Origin of the sequence: Terribium retamae, from assembly GCF_022347545.1 — a bacterium.
In the GTDB taxonomy this organism is placed as follows: Bacteria; Pseudomonadota; Alphaproteobacteria; order Rhizobiales; family Rhizobiaceae; genus Mesorhizobium; species Mesorhizobium retamae.
In genome coordinates this window covers 1-24325 of the sequence record NZ_JAKREW010000022.1, presented here as the reverse complement: position 1 = coordinate 24325, position 24325 = coordinate 1, and the positions used below count along the sequence as shown (strand labels likewise).

22 protein-coding genes are annotated in these 24325 nt (G+C 60.3%); 14 read left to right on the top strand and 8 right to left on the bottom strand.

The window, feature by feature from the left end:
- Window positions 1-13: 13 nt before the first annotated feature.
- From L4923_RS19645 to L4923_RS19630, 4 genes are all read right to left on the bottom strand, one after another.
- A complete protein-coding gene (locus L4923_RS19645; RefSeq protein WP_239368221.1) occupies window positions 14-928 on the bottom strand; it encodes a cysteine peptidase family C39 domain-containing protein in 915 nt (304 codons plus the stop codon).
- A gap of 14 nt (window positions 929-942) precedes the next feature.
- Window positions 943-1740: a MerR family transcriptional regulator gene (locus L4923_RS19640; RefSeq protein WP_239368219.1), complete on the bottom strand. Its 798-nt coding sequence runs from the start codon at window positions 1738-1740 to the stop codon at window positions 943-945.
- 77 nt (window positions 1741-1817) lie between these two features.
- Complete coding sequence (locus L4923_RS19635) at window positions 1818-2918, bottom strand: DNA alkylation repair protein (RefSeq protein WP_239368217.1); 1101 nt, start codon at window positions 2916-2918, stop codon at window positions 1818-1820.
- A 100-nt stretch (window positions 2919-3018) separates the two neighbouring features.
- Window positions 3019-3843: a pyruvate, water dikinase regulatory protein gene (locus L4923_RS19630; RefSeq protein ID WP_239368215.1), complete on the bottom strand. Its 825-nt coding sequence runs from the start codon at window positions 3841-3843 to the stop codon at window positions 3019-3021.
- 398 nt (window positions 3844-4241) lie between these two features.
- On the opposite strand from L4923_RS19630, the gene hemE reads away from it, so the two are divergent.
- From hemE to rho, 3 genes are all read left to right on the top strand, one after another.
- On the top strand, window positions 4242-5270 hold the full coding sequence (hemE, locus tag L4923_RS19625; RefSeq protein WP_239368213.1) for a uroporphyrinogen decarboxylase: 1029 nt from the start codon (window positions 4242-4244) through the stop codon (window positions 5268-5270).
- Window positions 5267-5803 (top strand): protoporphyrinogen oxidase HemJ, encoded by a 537-nt coding sequence (hemJ, locus tag L4923_RS19620; protein ID WP_239368211.1) that lies wholly within the window; start codon window positions 5267-5269, stop codon window positions 5801-5803. The genes hemE and hemJ overlap by 4 nt, the downstream gene beginning before the upstream one ends.
- Before the next feature lie 171 nt (window positions 5804-5974).
- Entirely contained in the window at window positions 5975-7237 is a 1263-nt protein-coding gene (rho, locus tag L4923_RS19615) for a transcription termination factor Rho (protein ID WP_239368209.1), read from the top strand.
- A 135-nt stretch (window positions 7238-7372) separates the two neighbouring features.
- Here the strand turns inward: rho and L4923_RS19610 are convergent, their stop codons facing one another.
- Complete coding sequence (locus L4923_RS19610) at window positions 7373-9385, bottom strand: thioredoxin domain-containing protein (RefSeq protein WP_239368207.1); 2013 nt, start codon at window positions 9383-9385, stop codon at window positions 7373-7375.
- Between the two features lie 52 nt (window positions 9386-9437).
- Here L4923_RS19610 and mnmE point away from each other — a divergent pair, with 52 nt between their 5' ends.
- The 5 genes from mnmE to L4923_RS19585 all read left to right on the top strand — a co-directional run bounded on the left by mnmE (window position 9438) and on the right by L4923_RS19585 (window position 15221).
- Window positions 9438-10760 (top strand): tRNA uridine-5-carboxymethylaminomethyl(34) synthesis GTPase MnmE, encoded by a 1323-nt coding sequence (mnmE, locus tag L4923_RS19605; protein ID WP_239368205.1) that lies wholly within the window; start codon window positions 9438-9440, stop codon window positions 10758-10760.
- A gap of 203 nt (window positions 10761-10963) precedes the next feature.
- The gene (gene mnmG, locus L4923_RS19600; RefSeq protein WP_239368203.1) at window positions 10964-12835 is read left to right on the top strand and encodes a tRNA uridine-5-carboxymethylaminomethyl(34) synthesis enzyme MnmG; all 1872 of its coding nucleotides are present in this window, start codon (window positions 10964-10966) and stop codon (window positions 12833-12835) included.
- The gene (gene rsmG, locus L4923_RS19595) at window positions 12832-13461 is read left to right on the top strand and encodes a 16S rRNA (guanine(527)-N(7))-methyltransferase RsmG (RefSeq protein ID WP_239368201.1); all 630 of its coding nucleotides are present in this window, start codon (window positions 12832-12834) and stop codon (window positions 13459-13461) included. Before mnmG ends, rsmG begins: the two co-directional genes overlap by 4 nt.
- Window positions 13462-13504: 43 nt before the next feature.
- Entirely contained in the window at window positions 13505-14293 is a 789-nt protein-coding gene (locus L4923_RS19590) for a ParA family protein (protein ID WP_239368199.1), read from the top strand.
- A gap of 43 nt (window positions 14294-14336) precedes the next feature.
- Window positions 14337-15221 carry a ParB/RepB/Spo0J family partition protein gene (locus L4923_RS19585; protein WP_239368197.1) on the top strand — a complete coding sequence of 295 codons (885 nt, stop codon included), beginning with the start codon at window positions 14337-14339 and terminating at the stop codon, window positions 15219-15221.
- A gap of 52 nt (window positions 15222-15273) precedes the next feature.
- Here L4923_RS19585 and holA read toward each other — a convergent pair whose 3' ends face one another.
- Window positions 15274-16323 carry a DNA polymerase III subunit delta gene (gene holA, locus L4923_RS19580; RefSeq protein WP_239368195.1) on the bottom strand — a complete coding sequence of 350 codons (1050 nt, stop codon included), beginning with the start codon at window positions 16321-16323 and terminating at the stop codon, window positions 15274-15276.
- Window positions 16324-16721: 398 nt separating this feature from the next.
- On the opposite strand from holA, the gene L4923_RS19575 reads away from it, so the two are divergent.
- The 4 genes from L4923_RS19575 to lpdA are packed head-to-tail and all read left to right on the top strand — an operon-like array spanning window position 16722 to window position 21733.
- Window positions 16722-17954, top strand: a complete 1233-nt coding sequence (locus tag L4923_RS19575; RefSeq protein ID WP_239368193.1) for a 3-methyl-2-oxobutanoate dehydrogenase (2-methylpropanoyl-transferring) subunit alpha — start codon at window positions 16722-16724, stop codon at window positions 17952-17954.
- A gap of 3 nt (window positions 17955-17957) precedes the next feature.
- A complete protein-coding gene (locus tag L4923_RS19570) occupies window positions 17958-18971 on the top strand; it encodes an alpha-ketoacid dehydrogenase subunit beta (protein WP_239368191.1) in 1014 nt (337 codons plus the stop codon).
- A gap of 1 nt (window position 18972) precedes the next feature.
- Window positions 18973-20277, top strand: a complete 1305-nt coding sequence (locus L4923_RS19565; protein ID WP_239368189.1) for a dihydrolipoamide acetyltransferase family protein — start codon at window positions 18973-18975, stop codon at window positions 20275-20277.
- A 58-nt stretch (window positions 20278-20335) separates the two neighbouring features.
- Complete coding sequence (gene lpdA / locus L4923_RS19560; RefSeq protein ID WP_239368187.1) at window positions 20336-21733, top strand: dihydrolipoyl dehydrogenase; 1398 nt, start codon at window positions 20336-20338, stop codon at window positions 21731-21733.
- A 96-nt stretch (window positions 21734-21829) separates the two neighbouring features.
- Here lpdA and L4923_RS19555 read toward each other — a convergent pair whose 3' ends face one another.
- A complete protein-coding gene (locus tag L4923_RS19555) occupies window positions 21830-22933 on the bottom strand; it encodes a saccharopine dehydrogenase family protein (RefSeq protein ID WP_239368185.1) in 1104 nt (367 codons plus the stop codon).
- Between the two features lie 141 nt (window positions 22934-23074).
- Here L4923_RS19555 and L4923_RS19550 point away from each other — a divergent pair, with 141 nt between their 5' ends.
- The gene (locus L4923_RS19550) at window positions 23075-23503 is read left to right on the top strand and encodes an Lrp/AsnC family transcriptional regulator (RefSeq protein WP_129412399.1); all 429 of its coding nucleotides are present in this window, start codon (window positions 23075-23077) and stop codon (window positions 23501-23503) included.
- A gap of 110 nt (window positions 23504-23613) precedes the next feature.
- On the opposite strand, the gene L4923_RS30965 is transcribed toward L4923_RS19550, so the two are convergent.
- Window positions 23614-23739 (bottom strand): hypothetical protein, encoded by a 126-nt coding sequence (locus L4923_RS30965; RefSeq protein ID WP_275448487.1) that lies wholly within the window; start codon window positions 23737-23739, stop codon window positions 23614-23616.
- 236 nt (window positions 23740-23975) lie between these two features.
- Between L4923_RS30965 and L4923_RS19545 the strand changes: the two genes are divergently transcribed.
- A complete protein-coding gene (locus L4923_RS19545) occupies window positions 23976-24161 on the top strand; it encodes a hypothetical protein (RefSeq protein WP_239368183.1) in 186 nt (61 codons plus the stop codon).
- Window positions 24162-24325 lie beyond the last annotated feature (164 nt).

Below are 24325 nucleotides of genomic sequence, written 5' to 3'. Positions count from 1 at the left end.
CGGAAACGCGGATCTAAAGCACCGCCAGCAGCCTGTCATAAGTCGGCGCCAGTTTGAGGAGTTGAGCCGCCGCCGCCTTGTCGTCGCGAAATACCAGCGGATGCTGCAGGCTGCCGATGAGGCGAGCCTGTTCGGCGGCGACACCCGCTGCCTCATGTCGGCCGATGCGTGCAAGGCAGGCTGCAGCATCATTGGCACGGCGCGCGCCGACCCGCACAGCGAAATGGATGAGGTGCGCGCGTAGCCCTTCGTCACAGCCCTTGCCGACCAACCCCGCCAGTGCCTCGGCGGCCGCGCCGTTTCCAAGACTGCCTTCAGGCATGCTTGGAACATCTTTCATGGAAAGCCACCGGCGTGCTGCGGGTAGCGAGCCCCGGATGGCGTCGACGTCGGATACGTCTCGCTGCCTGACGAAACCCGTCCGCATCGTGTAGGACGTCCCATAACTCAACGTCCTGGCGGCCCATGCTTCCATGAAGTCTTTCAATGGCAGCGTGGCATAGGGATAACCCTGCGGGTCGTGCATCAGCACCCAATCCCTATCGATTTTGAGTACCACCACATAATGGTCGGCCTCGATCGGGCCGGACATGCCCGGCTGATGTCTGAGATGCCCCATCTCCACCGGGCCAACCCAGACCGGACCATCGGCAAGCGCAGCCCTGAGGCGAAGCAAGGCGTCATCCGCACTGCCTCCTTTGACGACATCGGATGTCCAGCCGAGCGCCGTGAGCGTGTCTTCGAAACTCCGTTCGGGATCCCACCCGTAAGGATCGAAGAAGGGTAGCTTGCCGCCTATCAGCTGCATGCCGAACGGGCTCGATGTGGCAAACTCGATGACTGCGGTCGACGGCGCTGCCTCGCCGAACATCATCGCGAAGGAATTGGCGTAACAATAAGGACCGGAGCCGGTATAGGAGATGTGCATGGTCGAGGCTTTCGTCAGGAATTGACCGGATAGGCGATGTCGAAATCCGCGGCTGCGCTGCCGGGGTAGATCTCATAAGGGCTGTCGATGGCGATCAGGCCCTGCCTGTCGATCCAGGCTTCCAGCGCTTCATAGATGGACAGCACCAGCGGGAAGTTTTCGTGGCCCGCCGGCACCGGCACGAACGCCTCGCGACGGCCTGGCAACAGGCGGATGAGCAGGTCGCCAATCGGTTCGACCGGACCTTCGCAGGCAATCGCGACCTCGACCGGGCCTTCATTGTCGCGCGTGGTGAAATCGTGGTGGTGCACACTCATCAGCCCGTCATGCGCCAAGCCCGAGGCAGCAAGATGTGCGCGGATGTCGGCTTCCGCTTCCGCCATATAAGCGTCGAGATCGACCACGGTCACCAATCGGCGCCGGCTGACGATCTTGGTGGCGGCAACATCACGCAGCGCAATCGTCAGCGCTGGGAGCGCCGCTTCATCCTGGCGGGCCATCGCCTCGACCAGTTCCGCATGATCGGCAAGGCGTTGATTTTGCGCTTCCAGCCAGGTACGCAACTCGATCGTCCGCGCCTGTGGCGATAATTCCAGCAATGCTGCGATGCGCAACACCGGCAAGCCAAGCTGGCGCAGCCGTGCGATCAGCCGGGCGCGCGGCGTCTGTTCAGCCGCATAGTAGCGGTAGCCGGTCTGTGGATCGGTATGGGCAGGGACAAGCAGACCCTGCTCGGCATAAAGCCGCAGCGCCTTGGGCGAAAGCCGGGTGGCCGCACCGAAGCGACCGGCAAGCAGATGGGAACGTGTCATGGAGCCTCTCTAAGGCCTGCCCCAAGGGCGAGGTCAAGCGAGCGAATGGCACTGTTTTTTCGGAGCGCTTTCAGAGCCTAAAGCGCGAGATCGAATCCGCTGGTGGCCAGGGTGTCGCCATTGATGATCAGTTCGACGTGATGATGGCCGGCATGGTGCTTGCGCGTGGTGAAGTCGCGAACGACCTGGCTGATGGACAACTCGGCCCTGGCTGCCGGCGCCAGTTCGATTTCCTTTAATTTGAACACTTTCTTCGAGGCGGTACCCGCCTTCTTCACATAATGCACGGCATAGTCGATCACGAGCTTCTGGTTGCTGCTCGCCGTGGAGGCAATTCGCGCATCGAGCGTGATGCGTTCGCCGAGACGAATGCGTGCCGGGGTTACCGAGAAGTGGTTAACGCTGACATCAGGTTTACCTGTGCTGCCGATAAGTCGAAGTGCGTCCGCATCACCTTTCTTGATCAGCGTGCGCAACGCATGTTTGACGATCCAAGCTGTGTGGGCGTTCTGCATATCCCAGCCGCCGACACGTTCGAGGACCCGCAGCGGATTGTCCTTAGTGATGTCGTTGAGATGATTGGCCACTGATTTGCGGACATACAGGCTGTGATCGCTTTTCAGTGCTTCGAGGATCGGTGCCGTTGGCGAGGGATCCTTGATCAGTGTCTTCAGGTTGAACGACCACGGCAGGCGAGGTCGCGAGCCTTCGCTGGCCAGCCGCCGCACATGCTCGTTGTCGTCTTCCGCCCAATTCACCATCACCGCCAGGGTGCGCTCGAAATCGCTGGCCAGGAAATGGCGGATGGCAAATTCTGCCGAGCCGTAACGGGTGAAATTGCGCAGTGCCTGCATGGAGAGGTCGAAATGAGCCCGGCCGTAGAGTGCGACGAATTCGGACAGAACGATCGAAGCAAAGCCGTGGTTGATGCGCGGAGCGAGCACCTCCAGGATTGCCAGCGCCTTGCTGTAATTTGACGGCAAGGTTGCCTGGAAACTGACCGCAGTCTGGCGCAGCCGCTGCATGATGCCAAGCGCGTCAAGATTGTCGGTGGCGAGCGACAGGAAACGCTCGGCATCGAAGCCGGGTGCGATCGCCGCGGTCTCGCTGGCAAAATGGCCAAGCCGCGCTCGATCGAAGATTTCCTTCAGCGCTGGCGCCGCCTGTTTGTCCGTCATGGTGTTTCGCCTGGTGTGAGCCGCCACTTTGCTCCTAGTCCGAATTGCAGCGCCACGCCATCAGGCCTGCTGACATAGCCTGGCAGGAACCAGGCGAATATTATCGTGTTTTCTCGCGCAGCAACGCGACGATGGCTGCTGCCGTTTCTTCGATGGAACGGCGGCTGACGTCGATCGTCGGCCAGCCATGGCGCCCGCAGATCTGGCGGGCATAAGTCAGCTCCTCATTGATCGAGGCGCGGTCGACATAGGCGGTGGAATCGAAGCCGGTGGTCGACCCCAGGAGGCGGTTCTGCCTGACATGTGAAATACGTTCGGCTGTGGCCACAAGACCGACCACCAAAGGTGTCTTGGCGTCGATCAACGCCTGTGGCAACGGCACGCCAAGCACGATCGGAATGTTGGCCGTCTTGATGCCGCGATTGGCCAGATAGATCGAAGTCGGCGTCTTCGAGGTGCGGGAGATGCCGATCAGCACGACGTCCGCCTGCTCCATATCGAGCGGCAGCTGACCGTCATCATGCTCCATGGTGAAATTCAATGCATCGATGCGCCGGAAATATTCGGCATCCAGCACATGCTGGGCACCGACGCGCCGGCCAGCCGGCGTGCCGAGATAGGACTGGAACACCGAAAGCACCGGCTCCAGTACCGAAACGCACGGCAGGCCCATGGCCGCGCAGCGCTCGTCGATGCGGTGGGCAAGCGCCTGATCCACAACCGTGTAGAGCACGATGCCCGGCTCCTCCTCGATATCGTCGAACACCTTCATCAGCTGCTTGTCGGTGCGGATGAGCGGATAGATATGCTCGATGGCGCGCGCGTCCTTGTATTGCGCCGAAGCAGCGCGGCCGGCGGCCAGCAAAGTCTCTCCGGTGGCGTCGGAAATCAGGTGCAGATGGAAGAAGCTTTGCGGTTTGTTCACAACGGCTCGCGTGATGCTGTGGGTGGATGTGGATAAGTCGGGACCAACCCGGCGGGTGTGCAAAAGCGACTGTATCAGATGGCTGCTTGTCCACAATTGATGCCGCTGTCAGCTTTTTTGGGCGGCTGGGGACAAGTCTGGGGAGGACGGAATCTGACCTGAGACCACCCACAGGCGAGACAAAAGATCACAGCGGCTAGGGTTTTGATTCCAAACACCGATTCGAGTTTTCCCCGCTGTTCCCAACACCGCGAGGAAAAGCGCGCGACATTATGGAGACTGGCGTTTTGGTGCCCGATAATGGACAGCTCGACATCCCCGATTCAAACAGACTCGTAGAATCAGAAGACTCTTTAAGAATCCTTTTTAGTTATAAATAGGCTTTCGAAAGCGGGCTCATGACTGCCAGACGGACTGTGCTTGAAGTGCTGAAAGGGGAGACGGTTTCACCGCCTCCGCTCTGGATGATGCGCCAGGCTGGCCGTTATCTGCCCGAATACCGCGAGACGAGGAAGCGTGCCGGCAGCTTCCTCGATCTCTGCTACAATCCGGATCTCGCGGTAGAAGTGACGTTGCAGCCTATCGAGCGCTTCGGCTTCGATGCCTCTATCCTGTTCTCCGACATTCTGGTGGTACCGCACGCGCTCGGCCGCGATCTGCGTTTCGAGGAGGGCCGCGGGCCGCTTCTGACGCCGATCCAGGCTCATGAGATCGATGCCCTGAATACCGAACTGTTTCACGTGAATCTGGCACCGGTTTACGAAACGGTGCGACAACTGCGCCGAAAACTGCCGGATGAAACCACCTTGATCGGCTTCTGCGGCGCGCCTTGGACAGTAGCGACCTATATGATCGCCGGCCACGGCACGCCGGATCAGGCACCAGCCAGGCTGTTTGCATATCGCGAGCCAGATGCTTTCAGGCGGCTTTTGAAAACCCTGGCCGACCAGTCGGCGTCTTATCTCATCCGCCAGATCGAAGCCGGTGCGGATGTCGTGCAAATATTCGATTCCTGGTCCGGTGTGCTGGACGAGGGCTCTTTCCAGGCCTTCTGTGTCGAGCCGGTCGCCGAAATCGTGCGGCAGGTCCGTGCCGCGTATCCGGAAGTTCCAGTGATCGGTTTTCCAAAGGGCGCTGGCGCCAACTATGCTTCCTACCGTTCCAAGACAGGTATATCAGGCCTTGGTCTCGACTGGACGGTGCCGCTGACCGCCGCCGAGACGCTGCAGAAGGATGGTGCGGTGCAGGGCAATCTCGATCCATTGCGTCTCGTTGCCGGCGGACGGGCCTTGCAGGAAGGCGTCGATGCCATTCTGGACGCTTTGGCCGATGGACCGCTGATCTTCAACCTTGGCCACGGCATCACGCCGGAGACGCCGATCGCGCATGTCGAGGCGATGGTAAAGCAGGTGAGGAGCCGCCGATGACCGACAGCAACAGCGCAGCCGGCGGTGGGCAAGCCCTGAGGCGGGCGGCGATCGCGATCGCCATCTTCCTGTTCCTGGCCGCGCTGCTCTATCTGGTGGCGCCGGAGGACTTCTATCCCTGGGCCAAGGCCATCCATGTGATTGCCGTCATCTCTTGGATGGCAGGCATGCTCTATCTGCCCAGACTTTTCGTTTACCATGCCGAGACGGAACGCGGTTCGCAGCAGTCGGAAACCTTCAAGGTGATGGAGCGGCGCCTGCTGCGCGGCATCATCAATCCGGCGATGGTGATCAGCTGGGCCTTCGGCCTGTGGCTGGCCTGGAAGGGGTTTGGTTTCCAGGGTGGCTGGCTGCATGCCAAGCTTGCGGCCGTGGTGGCGCTGTCTGCCGTCCACGGCTATCTTTCGGCTGCCGTGCGTAAATTCGCGGAAGATCGCAATGAAAAACCGGCCAGGCACTGGCGGATCGTCAACGAGATCCCCACATTGCTGATGATCATCATTGTCGTGCTGGTGATCGTAAAGCCGTTCTAAGCGGCGAAAGCCTGGCAGAAGCTACGATTTCGCGCCTTGCTCTTTGAATGGTGTGGCGGTAAAAGACGGGTCTCTCCTCGTCACGCGCCCCATTCAGTTTCCTACCTTTCGGTCGCGTTCGGCTTTTTCTCTCGCCGGCCATTTTCCCATTTTTACACTTAGGCTCCTCTCATGCAGGAAATGAAACTCCAAGAATTCAAGAACAAGAAACCGACCGATCTGATCGCGTTTGCCGAATCGCTCGAGGTCGAAAACGCCAGCGTGATGCGCAAGCAGGAGCTGATGTTCGCGATCCTCAAGAAGCTGGCGGCGCAGGACATCGAGATCATCGGCGATGGCGTCGTCGAGGTTCTGCAGGACGGCTTCGGCTTCCTACGCTCGGCCAATGCCAACTATCTGCCGGGTCCGGACGATATCTATATCTCGCCTTCGCAGATACGCCGCTTCTCGCTGAAGACTGGCGATACAGTTGAAGGACCGATCCGCAGCCCGAAGGAAGGCGAACGCTATTTCGCGTTGCTCAAGGTCAACACCATCAATTTCGACGACCCGGAGAAGATCCGGCACAAGATCCACTTCGACAATCTGACGCCGCTTTACCCGAATGAGCGGTTGAAGATGGAAATCGAAGCCCCGACGAAGGATCTGTCGGCTCGTGTCATCGATTTGGTGGCACCGCTTGGCAAAGGCCAGCGTGGTCTGATCGTGGCACCGCCGCGGACCGGTAAGACCGTTCTGCTGCAGAACATAGCGCACTCGATTACTGCCAATCATCCGGAATGCTATTTGATCGTCCTTTTGATCGATGAACGTCCGGAAGAAGTGACCGACATGCAGCGTTCAGTGAAGGGCGAGGTCGTGTCCTCGACTTTCGATGAGCCCGCTGCCCGTCACGTGCAGGTCGCTGAAATGGTCATCGAAAAGGCCAAACGCCTGGTCGAGCATGGCCGTGACGTCGTCATCCTGCTCGATTCGATCACCCGCCTCGGCCGTGCTTACAACACCGTTGTGCCGTCATCCGGCAAGGTGCTGACGGGTGGTGTCGACGCCAACGCTCTGCAACGTCCGAAGCGCTTCTTCGGCGCCGCCCGTAACATCGAGGAAGGTGGTTCGCTGACGATCATTGCAACGGCACTGATCGATACCGGCAGCCGCATGGACGAAGTGATCTTCGAAGAGTTCAAGGGTACCGGTAACTCGGAAATCGTGCTCGATCGTAAGGTCGCCGACAAGCGCATCTACCCGGCAATGGATATCCTCAAGTCGGGTACCCGCAAGGAAGACCTGCTGGTCGCGCGTCAGGATCTGCAGAAGATCTTCGTCCTGCGCCGTATTCTCGCGCCGATGGGCACCACCGATGCGATCGAATTCCTTATCGATAAGCTGAAGCAGACGAAGACCAACGGCGATTTCTTCGATTCGATGAACACCTGATCGTCAGGTTCTCGATAAATCGAAACATCTCGGCAAAGCGCGCTCTTCGGGGCGCGCTTTTTCGTATGGGATCACACGCTGGTTTAAGCTCGGCCATGAAGGTGGATCGTATCTAAGGCTCTGTATTTATTGCGCCTAATTGGAGCGCAGCAGACGCTCCAGTTCGCCGGGATCGATGACGGGCGGTAGGCAAGACTGGGACAGGCAGAAATAAGCGCCGGGTTTGTCCGTGGGGGGCAGCAGGTCGCCCGGCAGCTTTGGCGCCGTACCGCCGACGGATACGAGGATGTCGATGCGGCGAGGATCGGGATTTCGATTCGCCACCGCAACGAGTCCTGTCTGGCTGGGGTTCTCGACAATGACAAGCTTCAAGGGTTCCAGTGTCAGGGCGCAGGAATTGACGATGCCAACCTGACCATAGGTTTGTTGGCCTGCGCGGCCCAAGGCGTGTTCGGCCACCGTCAACGCTTTTTCGTGAAGCGCGATGACGCCTGTTGCGGTCGCCAATCGCGTCAAAGCTTCGATAATCTGTCCGGTCGCGGAGGGAATCGCTTCATCGACATCGCCGCGTATGCGGATCGGGACATCGCTGCTATCCGAAGCGGAAAGAAAATAGCCGGTGCGGTCGGTGTCCGCGTGCCATTCTTCGAGCTGTTCCATCAGGCTCTTAGCGGTGTCGATATATTCCGGCTTGCGCGTTGCTTCGAACAGTGCCACCGCGGCTGTGGTCATCGCGGCATAGTCGCTCGACAAGGCCGGGAACAATTTCCTTTCGCCGAGGATGGAGTGCGGCAGGCGACCACTTTCGGCGGCACCGAGGATGCCGGCAAAGGCTTGAGCCGCGAGGTCGATCCAGTCGTCGCGCCCAAAACTTCGACCGCATTCGGCGAGCGCAGTGATCAGCAAGCCATTCCAGTCAGCCAGAACCTTGTCGTCTCGTCCTGGGCGAACGCGCTGGGCGCGAGCGGCAAGGAGCTTGGACTTCAAGGCTGCTGCTATGGGATAGTTTGCGACCTCTTGCGTCCGCTGCTCGTCGTTCTGCCGCGGGATCGGCTTGCCTTCCCAATTGGCAGGAGCCGCTAAGGTGTAATATTCGGCAAAGGCAGGAAGATCGGCCTGGAGAGCGTCTGCGACCTCGCTTTCGCTCCATGTGTAGAAAAGGCCCTCTTCGCCGTCGCTGTCGGCATCCAGGCTGGAAGCGAAGGCGCCATTATCAGTGCGCATCTCTCGTGAGAGCCATGCAATCGTCTCTTCGATTCGTATCCGGAACAGTTCGTCGTGAGTTGTTGCGTGGGCCCAGTTCGCCATCCGCAGCAGCTGGGCATTGTCGTAGAGCATCTTTTCGAAGTGGGGCACGGTCCATTCGGCGTCTGTGGAATAACGGCAGAGGCCTCCGCCAACATGGTCGTAGATGCCGCCGGACAGCATCTTTCGCAGGGACAGCAGAACAGCGTCGCGATGGCTTGTGTTTCTCGTTTTCAGCCACGAAAGCCAAAGTGTCATCATGAAGGGAGCATTGGGAAATTTCGGAGCCCCTTTCAGCCCGCCTTCAGTCCAGTCGATCATCCCCTCGATGCCGACCGCGAGCCTTTGCATGGTCTCGTGATCAAGCAAGGCCTTGGGCTGGGTCGCTGACAGTCGTGCAGCGACATGTGTAATCAATCCGCCTGCGCTCTGATTCAAACTAGCCCGCTTCTCGCGCCATGCCTTGTCGACGGCTTCGAGCACCTGCACGAAGCCCGGCCGGCCATAACGTGAGCGAGGTGGGAAGTAGGTTCCTCCCCAGAAGGGCTTGCCGCCGGGCGTGAGAAACATGGTCAATGGCCAGCCGCCTTGCTCGCCCATCGCCGAAAGCGAAGCCATGTAGATCTGGTCGATGTCAGGCCGTTCTTCGCGATCCACCTTGATGTTGACGAAGAACCGGTTCATGACGCCGGCGATTTCATCGTTTTCGAAGCTTTCATGCGCCATGACATGGCACCAATGACAGGCAGCGTAACCGATCGAAAGCAGGATGGGGCGATCCAGAGTGCGTGCTTCGTCCAGGGCTGCCTGTGACCAGGCTCGCCAATGAACGGGATTGTGCGCATGTTGGCGCAGATAGGGGCTCGCCTCGTCAGCGAGCAGATTTTTCTGCGGTAAGGTCACGGTTCCTGCCTGTTATCTCATAGGGAAGTTAGGGCATTTCGAAGAGCGGACAATGAGATTTTCGGATTCGATTGTTGCGTTATCGAGCGGAAAGCTGCCGGCAGGCGTGGCGGTGGTAAGGTTGTCGGGCTCAAGGACTCGATTCGCGGTCGAAACGATTGCCGGAAAGTCCGCACCTGAGCGCACGGCCTCGCTGCGAAAATTGAGGCAAACCGACGGATCGCTCATCGATACGGGACTGGTGATTTTTTTCGCAGGGCCCACAAGTTTTACAGGGGAAGACGTCGCCGAATTTCAAGTGCATGGGGGTAAGGCGGTGGTGGCAGCGCTTTTACAGGCGTTGACGGCCATTGAAGGGATACGTCATGCCGAGCCCGGTGAATTCACGAGACGCGCATTCCTGAACGGGAAGCTTGACCTCGTCGAGACTGAAGCCCTAGCCGACCTGATCAACGCTGAAACGGAATCGCAGCGTCGCTTCGCTCTGCTTAATGCGGGAGGCGCCCAAAGTGAACTCTATGAAGGGTGGCGCCGGCAGTTGATCCATGCCCGCGCCATGATCGAAGCCGAAATCGATTTCGCGGATGAAGATGACATTCCTGGATCCGTGTTGGAGGCTGTCTGGTCTGGTATGCGTAAGCTTTCCAGCGACATTGCAACGCATATTGATGGGTTCCACGCGGGCGAAATTATCCGAGAAGGCTTCGACGTGGTCATACTGGGCGCGCCGAACGCCGGGAAGTCGAGCTTGTTTAACGCACTCGCCAAGCGCGAAGCCGCTATTGTCAGTGACGAACCCGGCACGACGAGGGACCTGATCGAGGTCGCGCTGGACCTACACGGCCTCAAAGTTCGGCTGACCGACACGGCTGGCCTGAGAGAGCAGGCCGGAACAGTCGAGGGAATAGGGATCAAGCGAGCGAAAGAGCGTGCGGAGAGCGCCGATTTGATTGTGTTGCTCCAAGATATGACGATAGCGCCGCCGGATATCGAATTGCCGGAAGGCGCGCGTGCGCTCCGGATTGGAACCAAGGTCGATCTGCTCGCCGAGGAAGAACAAGGAAAAGAGGCCGAATTCGATCTGGTTGTGTCTGGTAGGACGGGCCAAGGGCTGGACAAACTTCTCGAGAGGCTGGGCGAATTGGCGGAGCGCGCGGCTGCGTCAGCTGGTGATCTGCTGCCGACACGCCTGCGCCATATGGAGCTGCTGAACGAAGGCAAGGCGTTCATAGAGCGAGCGCTGTCTGGGACGGATCTGGAGCTCCAGGCTGAAGATCTACGGTTGGCTGGAGAGCGATTGGGCCGAATTGTTGGCGCTGTCGATGTCGAAGACTTGCTGGACGTCATCTTCTCGCAGTTCTGTATCGGGAAGTGACTCACGTGAAACGCCTCAGATAGGCGGAAGCCTGACTCACGTGAAACAATGCCCGGCACCGCGGACATGATTCACGTGAAACAACCCCACAGGACGCGTTTTGCAACGGATACATGTTTCACGTGAAACGTTCGGTTTTTCTTGACAGGAATCGCTAGCGGGAACATGACAGCGCAAAGCGAAACTCCAGGAGCGCAAGCAAAATGATCAGCAGCTACGACGTCGTCGTGGTTGGAGGTGGCCATGCCGGTTGCGAAGCAGCCAGCGCCGCTGCACGCGCGGGTGCGCGTTGTGCGCTGGTAACGCTGCGCTTCGACACAATTGGAGTGATGTCCTGCAATCCGGCGATTGGTGGTCTTGGCAAGGGCCATCTCGTTCGCGAAATCGATGCGATGGACGGCCTGATGGGTCGGGTCGCGGATGCTGGTGGCATTCAGTTTCGTCTGCTCAATCGCCGGAAAGGACCTGCGGTGCGTGGTCCTCGAACCCAGGCAGATCGGAAGCTCTATCGCCTGGCTATGCAAGAGGCCATCCAGGCTCAAGCAAATCTCGACGTCATTGAAGGCGAAGTTTTCGATCTTGAGGTTGATAACAACGCCGTTTCAGCCGTAGTTCTGGCAGATGGCCGCCGGCTGTCTTGTGGCGCCGTGGTGTTGACAACGGGCACGTTCCTGCGCGGTTTGATTCATATCGGAGATCGTAAGATCGTTGCCGGGCGCATGAACGAGCAGGCTTCCGTCGGTCTATCGGCCACCATGGAGCGCATCGGCTTCAAGCTAAGGCGTTTGAAGACCGGTACACCGCCTCGGCTAGACGGGCGCACGATCGATTGGAAGGCACTCGAAAGCCAGGCCGCGGACGAGAACCCAGTTCCTTTCTCCCTTATGACGGATCATATCCGCAATCCGCAGATCGATTGCGGGATAACGCGCACGACCCCGGAATCGCACGCCGTTATCCGCGCAAATCTCAATCGTTCTGCAATGTATTCGGGAGAGATCGAGGGCGTGGGGCCCCGCTACTGCCCCTCTATAGAGGACAAGATCGTCAAGTTTGGCGATCGTGAAGGGCATCAGATATTTCTCGAACCGGAAGGTCTCGACGATCCGACGGTTTATCCAAACGGGATTTCGACATCGCTTCCGGAGGATGCGCAGCTTGAACTGCTGAAGACGATCCCGGGCTTGGAGCGTGCGACCATGCTGCAGCCAGGTTACGCCATCGAGTATGACCATGTTGACCCGCGCGAACTGCATCAGTCGCTTGAGAGCCGCAAGATCCAAGGGCTATTTCTCGCTGGCCAGATCAACGGCACGACCGGTTATGAAGAGGCGGGAGCGCAGGGTCTTATCGCAGGCCTGAACGCCGCGCGTCGCGCCGGTGGTGGCAACCAGGTCGTGCTCAGCCGGACGGAAGCCTATATCGGCGTCATGATCGACGACCTGACAAGCAGAGGCATCGCGGAGCCCTATCGCATGTTTACTTCGCGCGCGGAATTCCGCTTGTCGCTGCGCGCCGACAACGCGGATGAGCGCCTGACGGCCAAAGCCATTGATCTCGGCATCGTATCGGCCGACCGCGCTCGTCGTTTTGAAGAGATCAGAACGCGGATCGATCGCGCTCGCGAATTGGCCAAACGGGTTCGGCTCACGCCGAACGAAGCCGCCAGTCACGGTCTCGAGATAAACAAGGACGGGGTGCGACGCTCGGCCTATGAGTTGCTGGCATATCCAGCTGTGGATGTAGCCTGGCTATCAAAGATCGATTCCCAATTCGCCGGCATTGATGCCAAGACGGCGGAAGCGCTCGAAATTGAGGCGAAATATTCGGTATATCTGGATCGCCAGAAGGCCGATGCTGAACAACTGCGGCGGGAAGAGAATCGAATGATCCCGGGGGAGTTGGATTTTGGCGGGGTTTCAGGCCTGTCGAATGAACTGAAGCAGAAGATGCGGGATCGAAAGCCCCGGTCGATTGCCGAGGCGCAGCGCATGGAAGGCATGACGCCTGCTGCCCTGGCCGTAATCGTCGCTCACATCCGGAATGCGGAGATTGCCGAGAAGGGTGCCGCTTGAGCGACGCTTCCTATGAAAGCCTGCGGGCGGTAGCCGGAGACGTTTCACGTGAAACGTTTGCGGCGCTGGAGGCGTTTGAAGCGCATTTCCTGAAATGGAATAGAAGCATAAATCTCGTCGCTGCATCCACTGAAGGTGATGTGTGGCGACGCCACATCTTAGACAGCGCCCAGCTTGCAGCGCTTGAGCCGACCGCCAAGCGCTGGGCTGATATCGGTTCTGGGGGCGGATTTCCCGGCTTGGTAATGGCGTTTCTGCTTAAGGATCGTGATGGTTCGATTGATCTTGTCGAGAGCAATCGAAAAAAGACTGGGTTCTTGCAGGCCACTGTCGGGCAGTTTCGTTTGCCCGCTCGGGTCATCGCAAAGCGCATTGAAGAGTCGTATTCACTCGTGCGTGCCCCGGAGATCGTAACGGCTCGTGCGCTGGCTTCGTTGACCGATCTTCTTGACCTTACCGAGCCCTGGTTGGGCACCGGTGCCCGCGCTCTATTCCACAAAGGCCGGGATTATCAGCGGGAAGTCGAAGAAAGCACTCACCGCTGGCGCTTCGATCTGGTAGAACATCAAAGCATGATCGACCCACAAGGGGTTGTGCTTGAACTGCGAAATGTTCGCAGACTTTGATTCAACGTGTGATGCTAGCGAAATGAATTTGTGGCGGAAAACCATGACCACCACCGGACCCAGGATCATTACCGTTGCCAATCAGAAGGGCGGCGTCGGCAAAACGACGACCGCCATCAACCTGGCGACAGCGCTTGCCGCGATCGGTGAGCGCGTGCTCATCGTGGACTTGGACCCCCAGGGCAACGCCAGCACCGGGCTCGGAATAGAACGCCGGGATCGTACGGTGTCTTCCTATGATGTGCTCACTGGTCAGCTCGATCTGGAAGCTGCAGCCATGCCGACGGCCGTGCCCGGTCTGTCGATTGTACCTTCGACGCTCGATCTGCTCGGCATCGAGATGGAGATCGCCTCGGCTCCGGATCGCGTGCTGCGGCTGCGCAACGCAATCCATGCGTCGGACCAATACAGCTACGTGCTGATCGATTGCCCGCCATCGCTCAACTTGCTGACGCTGAATTCGATGGCGGCGGCTGATTCTGTGCTGGTTCCCCTGCAGTGCGAATTCTTTGCGCTGGAAGGTCTTAGCCAGCTTCTCGAGACCGTCGAGCAGGTTCGTGGTTCGATAAACCCGAATCTGAGCATCCAGGGCATCGTGCTCACCATGTTCGATGGCCGCAACAATCTCGCCAACCAGGTCGTGCAGGATGTGCGCGCCTATATGGGCGACAAGGTCTATGAGACGGTCATCCCGCGCAATGTTCGCGTGTCCGAAGCGCCATCCTATGGCAAGCCGGCCATCCTCTACGACCTGAAGTGCTCAGGCAGCCAAGCGTACCTGCAGCTGGCTTCCGAGGTGATTCGCCGCGAGCGTCAGCTACGGGCTGCATGAGACTCAGATTTGATACGATAGCGAAACGACCTGGAAGACTGAGATGAATGACGATCCTTCGAGAAAGCGGCTGGGACGCGGGCTTGCGGCGCTGATCGGCGAAATCGATCGGCCGGTTACAGCAGCTTCCGAACAGCCGCGTGCTGCGGCGGACGGCAAAGTGCCGATCGAATTCGTCTCCCCGAACCCGCGCAACCCACGTCGACATTTCGGCGATGCCGAACTGACGGACTTGTCCCAGTCGATTCGCGAACATGGGGTCGTCCAGCCTGTGGTGGTGCGGTCGTCGCCGACGCAGCAGGGCCGCTATGAAATCATCGCCGGCGAGCGGCGCTGGCGGGCTGCGCAACGTGCCGGCCTGATCGAGATCCCGGTCATCGTGCGCGAAGTCAACGATCGCACTGCCCTGGAGCTGGCGATCATCGAGAACGTCCAGCGTGCAGATCTCAACGCCGTCGAAGAGGCGCTCGGTTACCAGCAGTTGATTGACGATCACGGCTACAGCCAGGCCGATCTCGGACAGGTTATCGGCAAGAGCCGCAGCCATGTCGCCAACACGTTGCGGCTCTTGAAACTGCCGGATGTCATTCGCGACATGCTGGTGGATGGTTCCCTGTCGGCTGGCCATGCGCGCACGCTGGTCACCGCGCAGGATCCGGCCGGGCTTGCCAAGCGCATCGTTGAGGAAGGGCTTTCCGTTCGTCAGGCCGAGGCGCTTGCACAGATGCCGGTTCAGGCGCAACGCGAAGCCAAACTTTCGGCCCCCACGGAAAAGGATCCGGATACGCTGGCGCTGGAAAAGCTTTTGTCCGATGTCACCGGCATGAAGGTGGTGATCGCACATAAGAGCGGTGGTGGCGAATTGCGTGTATCGTATCGCTCGCTCGACCAACTCGACGATCTCTGCCGACGACTGAAGCAGGCCTGAGCATTTAGCTTATTGTAAATGAACGATCTTTTGATCGTCTCGCTGATTCATCTTAGCGGCGTTGCGCGAGCCGGGCGCTTTCCACGGCGATGCCGAGCAAAGCCTGACGGGCAATCGGCTCGGCCAAATCGGACCGCCGCCGCGTCTGCAGGATAGCGGCCTGAAGTCGTGCCAACGCCCGGTTCAAGCCTTCGGAACTCCAACGCTCCAGCGCGGTTTCGATCAGGCGGCGACGGGTGAAGAACACCGGCGGTTTATGCGCGGCAACGACCGCTGCTGCATTGCGCCCACCGCCAGCTTCAACAGCACCGCGCATGGCGTGCAAAGCCTGGAACTGGCGCATCGCTGCAGCCAAAGCCAGAAACGGTTGGCCACCCGCCTGACACTGCCGGGTGAAAGCCGTATCGAAATCTTCCAACCTGCCAGCCAGAACCGCGTCCACCGCGTCGTCAAATGATTGTCCGGAGACGTCGCCGGTGAGAACGCGCACGTCCTCCAGCGTGATTTCGCTGCGGCCATGCGCGTAAAGCGCCAGCTTTTCGACCTCGCCACGCGAGGCGAGGCGGTCGCCGCCGAGGTTGCGGCGCAAGGTCTGGCGGGCTTCGAGTGTCATGGTCATGCCAGCCTTGCCGAGCTCGTCATCGATGACGGTTTCGATGTCGCGTGCATCGTCGGCATAGCAGGGCAGCGCCATCGCGCCAGCGCCGGCCTCCACGGTTGCGCGCAGGCCGACACCTTTCTTCAGGTCTCCGGCCTCGATGAGCACGATGGCATCACGGGGTGGCTCGGCCAGCAAGGCTTTTACATCATCCGCGAGGTTCTTCTGCGCGCCGGCGTTGCGCAGCCAAAGCAGTCGCCGATCGGAAAACATCGGCACAGTGCGCGCTTCATCAAGCAATCGGCCCTGATCCCGGTCGGCGTCGCCGGCATCGAGTTTTACCACGGAAAAAGGATCATCGAGCGGCAACCCTGTGCGCGCTGCGAAAGCCCGCGCCCTTTCCGCAACTAGTCCGCGGTCCGGGCCATAGATAAGCACCAGCCAGGTGCCGGAGTCCGGCCGGGCCAGCCACGAATCGACTTCTGAGGCTTTTTTCTGTGCCATGTCGGCGTCCCTAGCACGAAGCGGCGGTCAAAGCATGTGGCGTAAAGGAGTTGCGCGAAATCGAGGATTGGATGGCGAGGGCGAATCCGAGCGCTTGCAAAGCGTGGTTGGCGCCTCACAGCGCTTGCGGCAGCTTTCGGAATGAAAGTCATGACAACCGATCTCATTTGTTGCCGCAACGGACATGGATGAGACGAGATATTACGCGCGTTTCCTGCAACATTGCGCCGCCGCCGGAGCCGAACGCGCCGTGCAGGGAGAAGGCAACGCGGTGGGAGGTACTTTGGCGCTGCTTCGGCGTCGAAGATATGCCAACATCGCAAAGTGAAAGAGATGGAGTACCGTTCGGGCGTCCGCATGGACGCATGGCACTCCAATGCAGTGGAGGACGAGAGCCTATGGCCGAAGCCGGGAAGTTGCGCTTTCATGTTCCGGAACCGGAGGTAAGGCCGGGTGGAACCCCGGATTTCTCCAATGTTCCCATCCCGAAGGCCGGCTCGGTGCCCAAACCGCCGATCGATGTCGATCCGCGCGAAATCCGCGACCTGGCATTCTCTATCATCCGTGTCCTGGATCGCGCCGGCGAGGCAGTAGGTCCCTGGGCCGGTATGCTCAGCGACGAAGAACTCCTGGAAGGCTTGCGTCACATGATGACGCTGAGAGCTTTCGATGCGCGCATGCAGATGGCGCAGCGCCAGGGCAAGACCTCCTTCTATATGCAGCATCTGGGCGAGGAGGCGGTGAGCTGCGCCTTCCGCAGGGCGCTCGACAAAGGCGACATGAACTTCCCGACCTATCGGCAAGCCGGCCTTTTGATCGCCGACGACTATCCGATGGTCACGATGATGAACCAGATCTACTCGAACGAAGCCGACCCTCTGAAGGGACGGCAGCTACCGATCATGTATTCGTCGAAGGAGCATGGCTTCTTCTCGATTTCCGGCAATCTGGCCACACAGTATATCCAGGCGGTGGGTTGGGCTATGGCCTCCGCGATCAGCGGCGATACGCGCATCGCTGCTGCCTGGATCGGTGACGGCTCGACCGCGGAATCGGATTTCCATTCGGCGCTGGTGTTTGCCTCGACCTATAAGGCTCCGGTCATTCTCAACATCGTCAACAACCAGTGGGCGATCTCGACCTTCCAGGGCATTGCCCGTGGCGGCGCCGGCACTTTCGCGGCGCGTGGCCTGGGCTTCGGCATCCCGGCTTTGCGGGTAGACGGCAACGACTATCTCGCCGTGCATGCGGTGGCGAAATGGGCTGCGGAACGCGCGCGCGCCAATCTCGGGCCGACGCTGATCGAATATGTGACCTACCGCGCCGGTGCGCATTCGACGTCGGACGATCCCTCGGCCTATCGGCCAAAGGCGGAATCGGAGGCCTGGCCACTTGGCGACCCGGTGGTCCGCCTGAAGAACCATCTTATCCATCGGGGTGTCTGGTCGGATGAACGCCACGCACAGGCTGAGACCGAGATTCTCGAGACCGTCATAACGGCGCAGAAGGAAGCCGAATCGCACGGCACGCTGCATGCCGGCGGCAAGCCTTCGATCCGCGACATGTTCGAGGGGCTCTATGCCGAGATGCCGCCGCATCTCAAGCGCCAACGCCAGCAGGCGGGGATCTGAACCATGGCACGCAAGACCATGATCGAGGCTATTCGCGACGCCATGGACGTCGCGATGGGGTTGGACGAACGTGTCGTTGTATTCGGTGAGGATGTCGGCTTTTTCGGCGGCGTGTTCCGCTGCACGCAGGGACTGCAGGCAAAATACGGCAAGAGCCGTTGCTTCGATGCCCCGATCAACGAATCCGGCATCGTCGGTGCGGCAATCGGCATGGCGGCCTACGGCCTGAAGCCATGCGTTGAGATACAGTTTGCCGACTACATGTATCCCGCATATGACCAGCTGACCCAGGAGGCTGCGCGTCTCCGCTATCGCTCCAACGGTGATTTCACTTGTCCGATCGTCGTACGGATGCCGACGGGTGGTGGCATCTTCGGCGGTCAGACCCACAGCCAGAGTCCCGAAGCCCTGTTCACCCACGTCTCAGGTTTGAAGACCGTGGTGCCGTCCAATCCGTCCGACGCCAAGGGGTTGCTGATCGCAGCGATCGAAGATCCGGATCCGGTCATCTTCCTGGAGCCCAAACGGCTCTACAATGGTCCCTTCGACGGCCACCATGACAAGCCGATCACGCCTTGGTCCAAGCACGATTTGGGTGAAGTCGCCGACGGTCACTATACCGTGCCGCTCGGCAAGGCGGTGATCCGCCGCCCCGGCAACGCGGTCACGGTGCTCGCCTACGGGACCATGGTCTATGTCGCGCAGGCTGCTGCCGAGGAGACCGGCATCGATGCCGAGGTCATCGATCTGCGCACGCTGTTGCCGCTTGATCTCGATACCATCGTGGAGTCGGTCAAGAAGACCGGCCGCTGTGTCGTGGTGCACGAGGCGACGCTGACTTCCGGCTTCGGCGCCGAGCTCATGTCGCTGGTGCAGGAGAACTGCTTCTATCATCTCGAGGCACCGGTGATGCGTGTAGCCGGGTGGGATACTCCTTATCCGCATGCACAGGAGTGGGATTATTTCCCGGGCCCGGCCCGGGTTGGTCGCGCGCTTATCGCCACGATGGAGGCCTGACATGGGTGAGTATGTCATCAAGCTGCCCGATGTCGGCGAAGGCGTGGCAGAAGCAGAGCTTGTCGAATGGAGTGTCAAGGTCGGCGATCTCGTGCGCGAGGACACCGTGTTGGCTGCTGTCATGACCGACAAGGCGACCGTAGAGATCCCTTCGCCTGTCGATGGCGAGATCCTGTGGCTGGGCGCCGAAATCGGCGACACGGTGGCGATCGGCTCGCCGATCGTGCGGCTCAAAGTGGCCGGCGAAGGCAATGTGACGGCTGCCGCCAAAAGCCAGGCAGAAGAACCAGCGACGGTCGAGATCGCCAAGGAGGCTTCGGTCGAGGTTGCGCGCAAGGAGCCGGTCGAGGCCAGGCCGGCGCCAGCTCCGGCAACAGCGAAGAGTGTGTCGCGCCCATCGGCGTCGATCGGCGGCGCGCCGCGTCCGGAAGGTGAAAAGCCGTTGGCGTCGCCGGCGGTGCGGCTTCGCGCCAGGGAAGCCGGCATTGATCTGCGACAGGTCCCCGGCACCGGTCCAGCAGGCCGGATCGGGCATGAGGATATTGACGCGTTCCTCGCCCGCGGACCGCAAGCGACGCGGCCGCCGACCGGTCTCTTGCGCAACGAGAGCGTCGATGAAATCAAGGTCATCGGACTTCGGCGCAAGATCGCCGAGAAGATGAAGCTCGCCAAATCGCGTATTCCGCACATCACCTATGTCGAAGAAGTCGACGTGACGGCGCTGGAAGAGCTGCGTGCTGCCCTCAACAAGGAGAAGCGCGCCGATCGGCCAAAGCTGACGCTGCTGCCATTCCTGATGCGGGCCATGGTCAAGGCGATCGGCGAGCAGCCGCTGCTCAATTCGCTGTTCGACGACGAGGCCGGTGTTATCCACCAGCATGGCGGCATCAACATCGGTATTGCTGCCCAGACCGCAAACGGGCTGGTCGTGCCGGTGGTGAAACATGCCGAGGCGCGCGACCTGTGGGATTGCGGCGCCGAGGTCAATCGCCTGGCCGAGGCCGCCAAGAATGGAACGGCGACCCGTGACGAACTTTCCGGATCGACCATCACCATCACTTCGCTCGGCGCCATGGGCGGTGTGGTGACCACACCGGTGATCAATCATCCGGAAGTCGCGATCATCGGCGTGAACAAGATGATGGTGAGGCCGATGTGGGATGGCACCCAGTTTGTCCCGCGCAAGATGATGAACCTGTCATCCAGTTTCGATCACCGCATCGTCGATGGCTGGGATGCAGCGGTGTTCGTCCAGCGCATCAAGACGCTTCTGGAAACCCCGGCGCTGATCTTCGTGGACAACTGACCATGCACTCATTTCACGATCATCAGCCAGCGAACCTTTCAGAGCAGGGATCAGTGCAATGAAGGATATTTCCTGCAAACTGCTCGTCATCGGCGCCGGCCCCGGCGGCTATGTCTGTGCCATCCGTGCCGGCCAGCTCGGCATCGATACCGTCATCGTCGAGGCAGCGAAGCCGGGCGGCACCTGTCTCACCATCGGCTGCATCCCGTCGAAGGCATTGATCCATGCCGCGGAGGAGTTCGAGAAAGTTTCGCACATGGCCGAGGGCACCAGTCCCCTCGGCATTGCGACGACAGCTCCGTCGCTCGATTTCGGCAAGACCGTCGCTTGGAAAGACGGCATAGTAAGCCGGCTTACAAATGGCGTTTCCGGATTGCTCAAGAAGGCCAAGGTCAAGCATGTTTCGGGCTGGGCGACTTTTCGCGACGGCAAGACTGTGGAAGTCGAGACCGAAACCGGTCTCCAGGTGATCCGCGCCGAAACCGTGGTCATTGCCACCGGCTCGACACCGGTGGAGCTGCCGTTCCTGCCGTTCGGCGGTCCGGTGATCTCGTCGACCGAAGCGCTCTCGCTGGACAAGGTGCCGGAGCGGCTCGCCATCGTCGGCGGCGGTTACATCGGGCTCGAGCTCGGCATGGCCTTTGCCAAGCTCGGTTCGAAAGTGACCGTGGTCGAGGCGCTGCCGCGCCTGCTTGCGCAATATGACGCCGAGCTGACCAAGCCGGTGATCAAGCGGCTCGCGGAACTTGGCGTCGACGTATTGACCGAGGCCAAGGCCAAGGGCCTTTCGACAAAGGGTGATGCGCTGCTGGTGGAAACGGCTGCCGGCAAGGACGTGAAGATCGAGGCCGACAAGATCCTGGTTACCGTCGGGCGCAAGCCGGTGACGGAAGGCTGGGGGCTCGACCAGATCGACCTCGACATGAGCGGTCGTTTCATTCGCATCGACGAGCAATGCCGCACCTCCATGCGCGGCGTCTTTGCGATCGGCGATGTCACCGGCGAGCCGATGCTGGCGCATCGCGCCATGGCGCAGGGCGAGATGGTGGCCGAGATCGTGGCCGGCCACAAACGTGGCTGGGACAAGCGAGCCATTCCGGCGGTCTGTTTCACCGATCCGGAAGTGGTGAGCGTGGGACTGTCGCCGGAGGAAGCGAAAGCCCTGGGCGGTGAGATCAAGACCGGACTGTTTCCGTTCACCGCCAATGGCCGTGCCATGACCAAGCTCGGCGAAAGCGGCTTCGTCCGTGTTGTCGCGCGCGCCGACAATCATCTGGTGCTGGGCATACAGGCGGTCGGCACCGGCGTTTCCGAACTGGCTGCCGCATTCGGCCTTGCGCTGGAGATGGGTGCGCGTCTCGAAGACATCGCGGGCACGATCCACGCGCATCCGACGCAGGGCGAGGCGTTTCCGGAAGCCGCACTCAAGGCGCTCGGGCACGCGTTGCATATCTGAGCAAGCGTGCTCCCAGCGACGATGCATTCCAACAAAAACCCGCCGGGACCAGCCGGCGGGCTTTGTTTGGTCAGCCCTGATCAGGCATGCCCAGGTTTAGCTGGCCATGCGGTCGGTGCGCTCGTGCTGCGCATAAGCGCGGCCGAAGCGGTTGGCCAGGAAGCTGTCCAGGGCGATGTCTTCCTGCTTGACGAAGCCGGTTGCCGGCAGCGTGCCGTCGGCCAGCATGTCGAGCACGGCGCAGATGCCGGAAGCGGTGGTGATCTGGATGGCGCTGCGCACCGTCTGGCCAGCGCGCTGGCTATAGACTTTATTGGCGTAGGTCTCTTGCAGAAGGCGGCCGTTCTTGCGGCCCGACACCGTCACGAAGACGATGACCACATCCTGCATGGTGGCCGGCAGTGCATTCTCCAGGATGTCCTTAAGCACTTCGCGGCGATGGCGCAGGCCGAGATCGTTGAGCAGAGCCTTCATGATCGCGGCGTGGCCCGGATAGCGGATGGTGCGGTAGTTGAGCGTGCGCACCTTGCCCTTCAGCGTCTCGGCCAGCGTACCCAGGCCGCCCGAGGTGTTGAAAGCCTCGTAGGTGACGCCGTCGAGCGAGAATTCCTCACGTTCCTCCAGTGGCGGCACTTCGATCAACTCACCCTCGACGATGGCTTCGCAAGGCTCGCAATATTCGTTGATGACGCCGTCGGTGCTCCAGGTCAGGTTGTAGTTCAGGGCATTGGACGGATATTGCGGCAGCGCGCCGACGCGCATGCGCACGCTTTCGAGACTGTCGAAACGGCTGGCGAGATCGTTGGCGACGATCGAGATGAAGCCTGGAGCGAGGCCGCACTGCGGGATGAAGGCGGTCTTGGCGGTCTTCGCCAGTTCCTTGACGCGACGGGTCGAGGCTACGTCCTCGGTCAGGTCGAGATAGTGGACACCGGCGGAAGCCGCCGCTTCTGCGATGCGGGTGGTGAGATGGAAAGGCGCGGCGCTGAGCACGGCGAACTTGCCAGCGAGCACGGCTTCGAGGGCGCCGGCTGCTTCGATGTCGGTTTCCACCGTGGTGACGCCGGCACCAACTTCAAGTGCCGCGAGCTGCGCTGCGGAGCGGTCGACGATAGTGACACGATAGTCACCGCTCGCGGCCAACATGTCTGCGATGGTCGACCCGATCTTGCCCGCGCCGACGACAACGATTTCCTTCATGGCCAAGCCCTTTCCTATTGATGTTTCTGGGGCAGGAATCGCAGTTTGCCTGACGAATGGAAGTGTGCGATTGAACAAAACGCCGACGCTTTTCGACAAAATCGCCGAGGCCGTTCGTCAGAATGCGAAGTCACTGGGAAAATGCTAAGCCAAGCCGACAGAGACCTCATCACATTGCTGCGTGAAAACGCGCGCGCGTCGACCGCAGAGCTCGCCCGAAGACTGGGCGTTTCGCGCACGACCGTGCAAAGCCGTATCGAACGGCTGGAGGCGCGCGGCATCATCATTGGCTATGGCGTGCGGCTGGCGCCGGACTACGAGCAGGGGCTGGTGCGCGCGCACGTGCTGCTGACGGTGGCGCCGAAAGCGGCCGAGCGCGTCGTGAAGGATCTGCGGGCGCTTGGCCAGGTGCGCTCCCTGCATTCGGTCAGCGGCAGCTTCGACATGATCGTGACGGTCGAATCGGCTTCGATCAGCGATCTCGATGCACTGCTCGACCGAATCGGCGCAATGGACGGCGTGGAACGCACGCTGTCTTCCATCATCCTCTCGACGCGGATCGACCGGTAAAATCCGTCATCTTTCTACCGGACCCTGGAAACCATGCAGGATCGCATGACAGACACGGGAAAGTGCAAGCCGGCAGGCAAGAACCACGATGTGGACTAAGGAATTGTGGACTAAGGAATAGAGCGCCGGGGAATGTTGACGCCGCTGAGGGCGTGGGCCGCGATGTCGTTGCGCTTGCCTTCCCGTTGATCGATTCGCGCATTGTGTTCGAGCCGGTTCATCGCGATGGCAGCCATGCTCCTCCGGGAACGCTCGTCGCGACAGCATCACTCGAGACGGTGCTCGCAGCCGGCGTTGATGCGGTGCTCCTGGACAATATGCGCCGTGTGACGTCAGCTGCGCCCGGCCATTCCCGCGTCCGGCGTCGATGTCACCTCATTTGTTGGCTCATCCACAGCGCGCCGATTCTCGATCTCGGACTGGGCCGCGAACAATCAGGGTGGCCGAAGAGGGGCATGTCTTTCATGTTTAGTTGCCGGACGCCGGCAAACCACAATCTCTTGATGGCGAACCGACTTCTAGGCGCTTCGGCGAGAAAAAAATCGAGAAGATCGCAAAAATCTTCAAACGGCTGTTGACACCGGAAGAGGCCATCCCCTATATGCCGCTCACCAACGACAGCGGCGACGCTGCTGGCGACCAAGAAGTTCGCTTCTGAGTTTCGCAAGGTTGGACAAATTCAAGAGAGCCGCGTGAGCGACACTCTGTTGGCCTGGAGCTGAGAAGCGGAACGGGCCATGACACCGCGTCTGTGGTGTCTGTTCTTTGACAATTGAATAGAGAAGAAAGAGAAACGTGGGCGGCAGAGTTCCTGCGGATTAG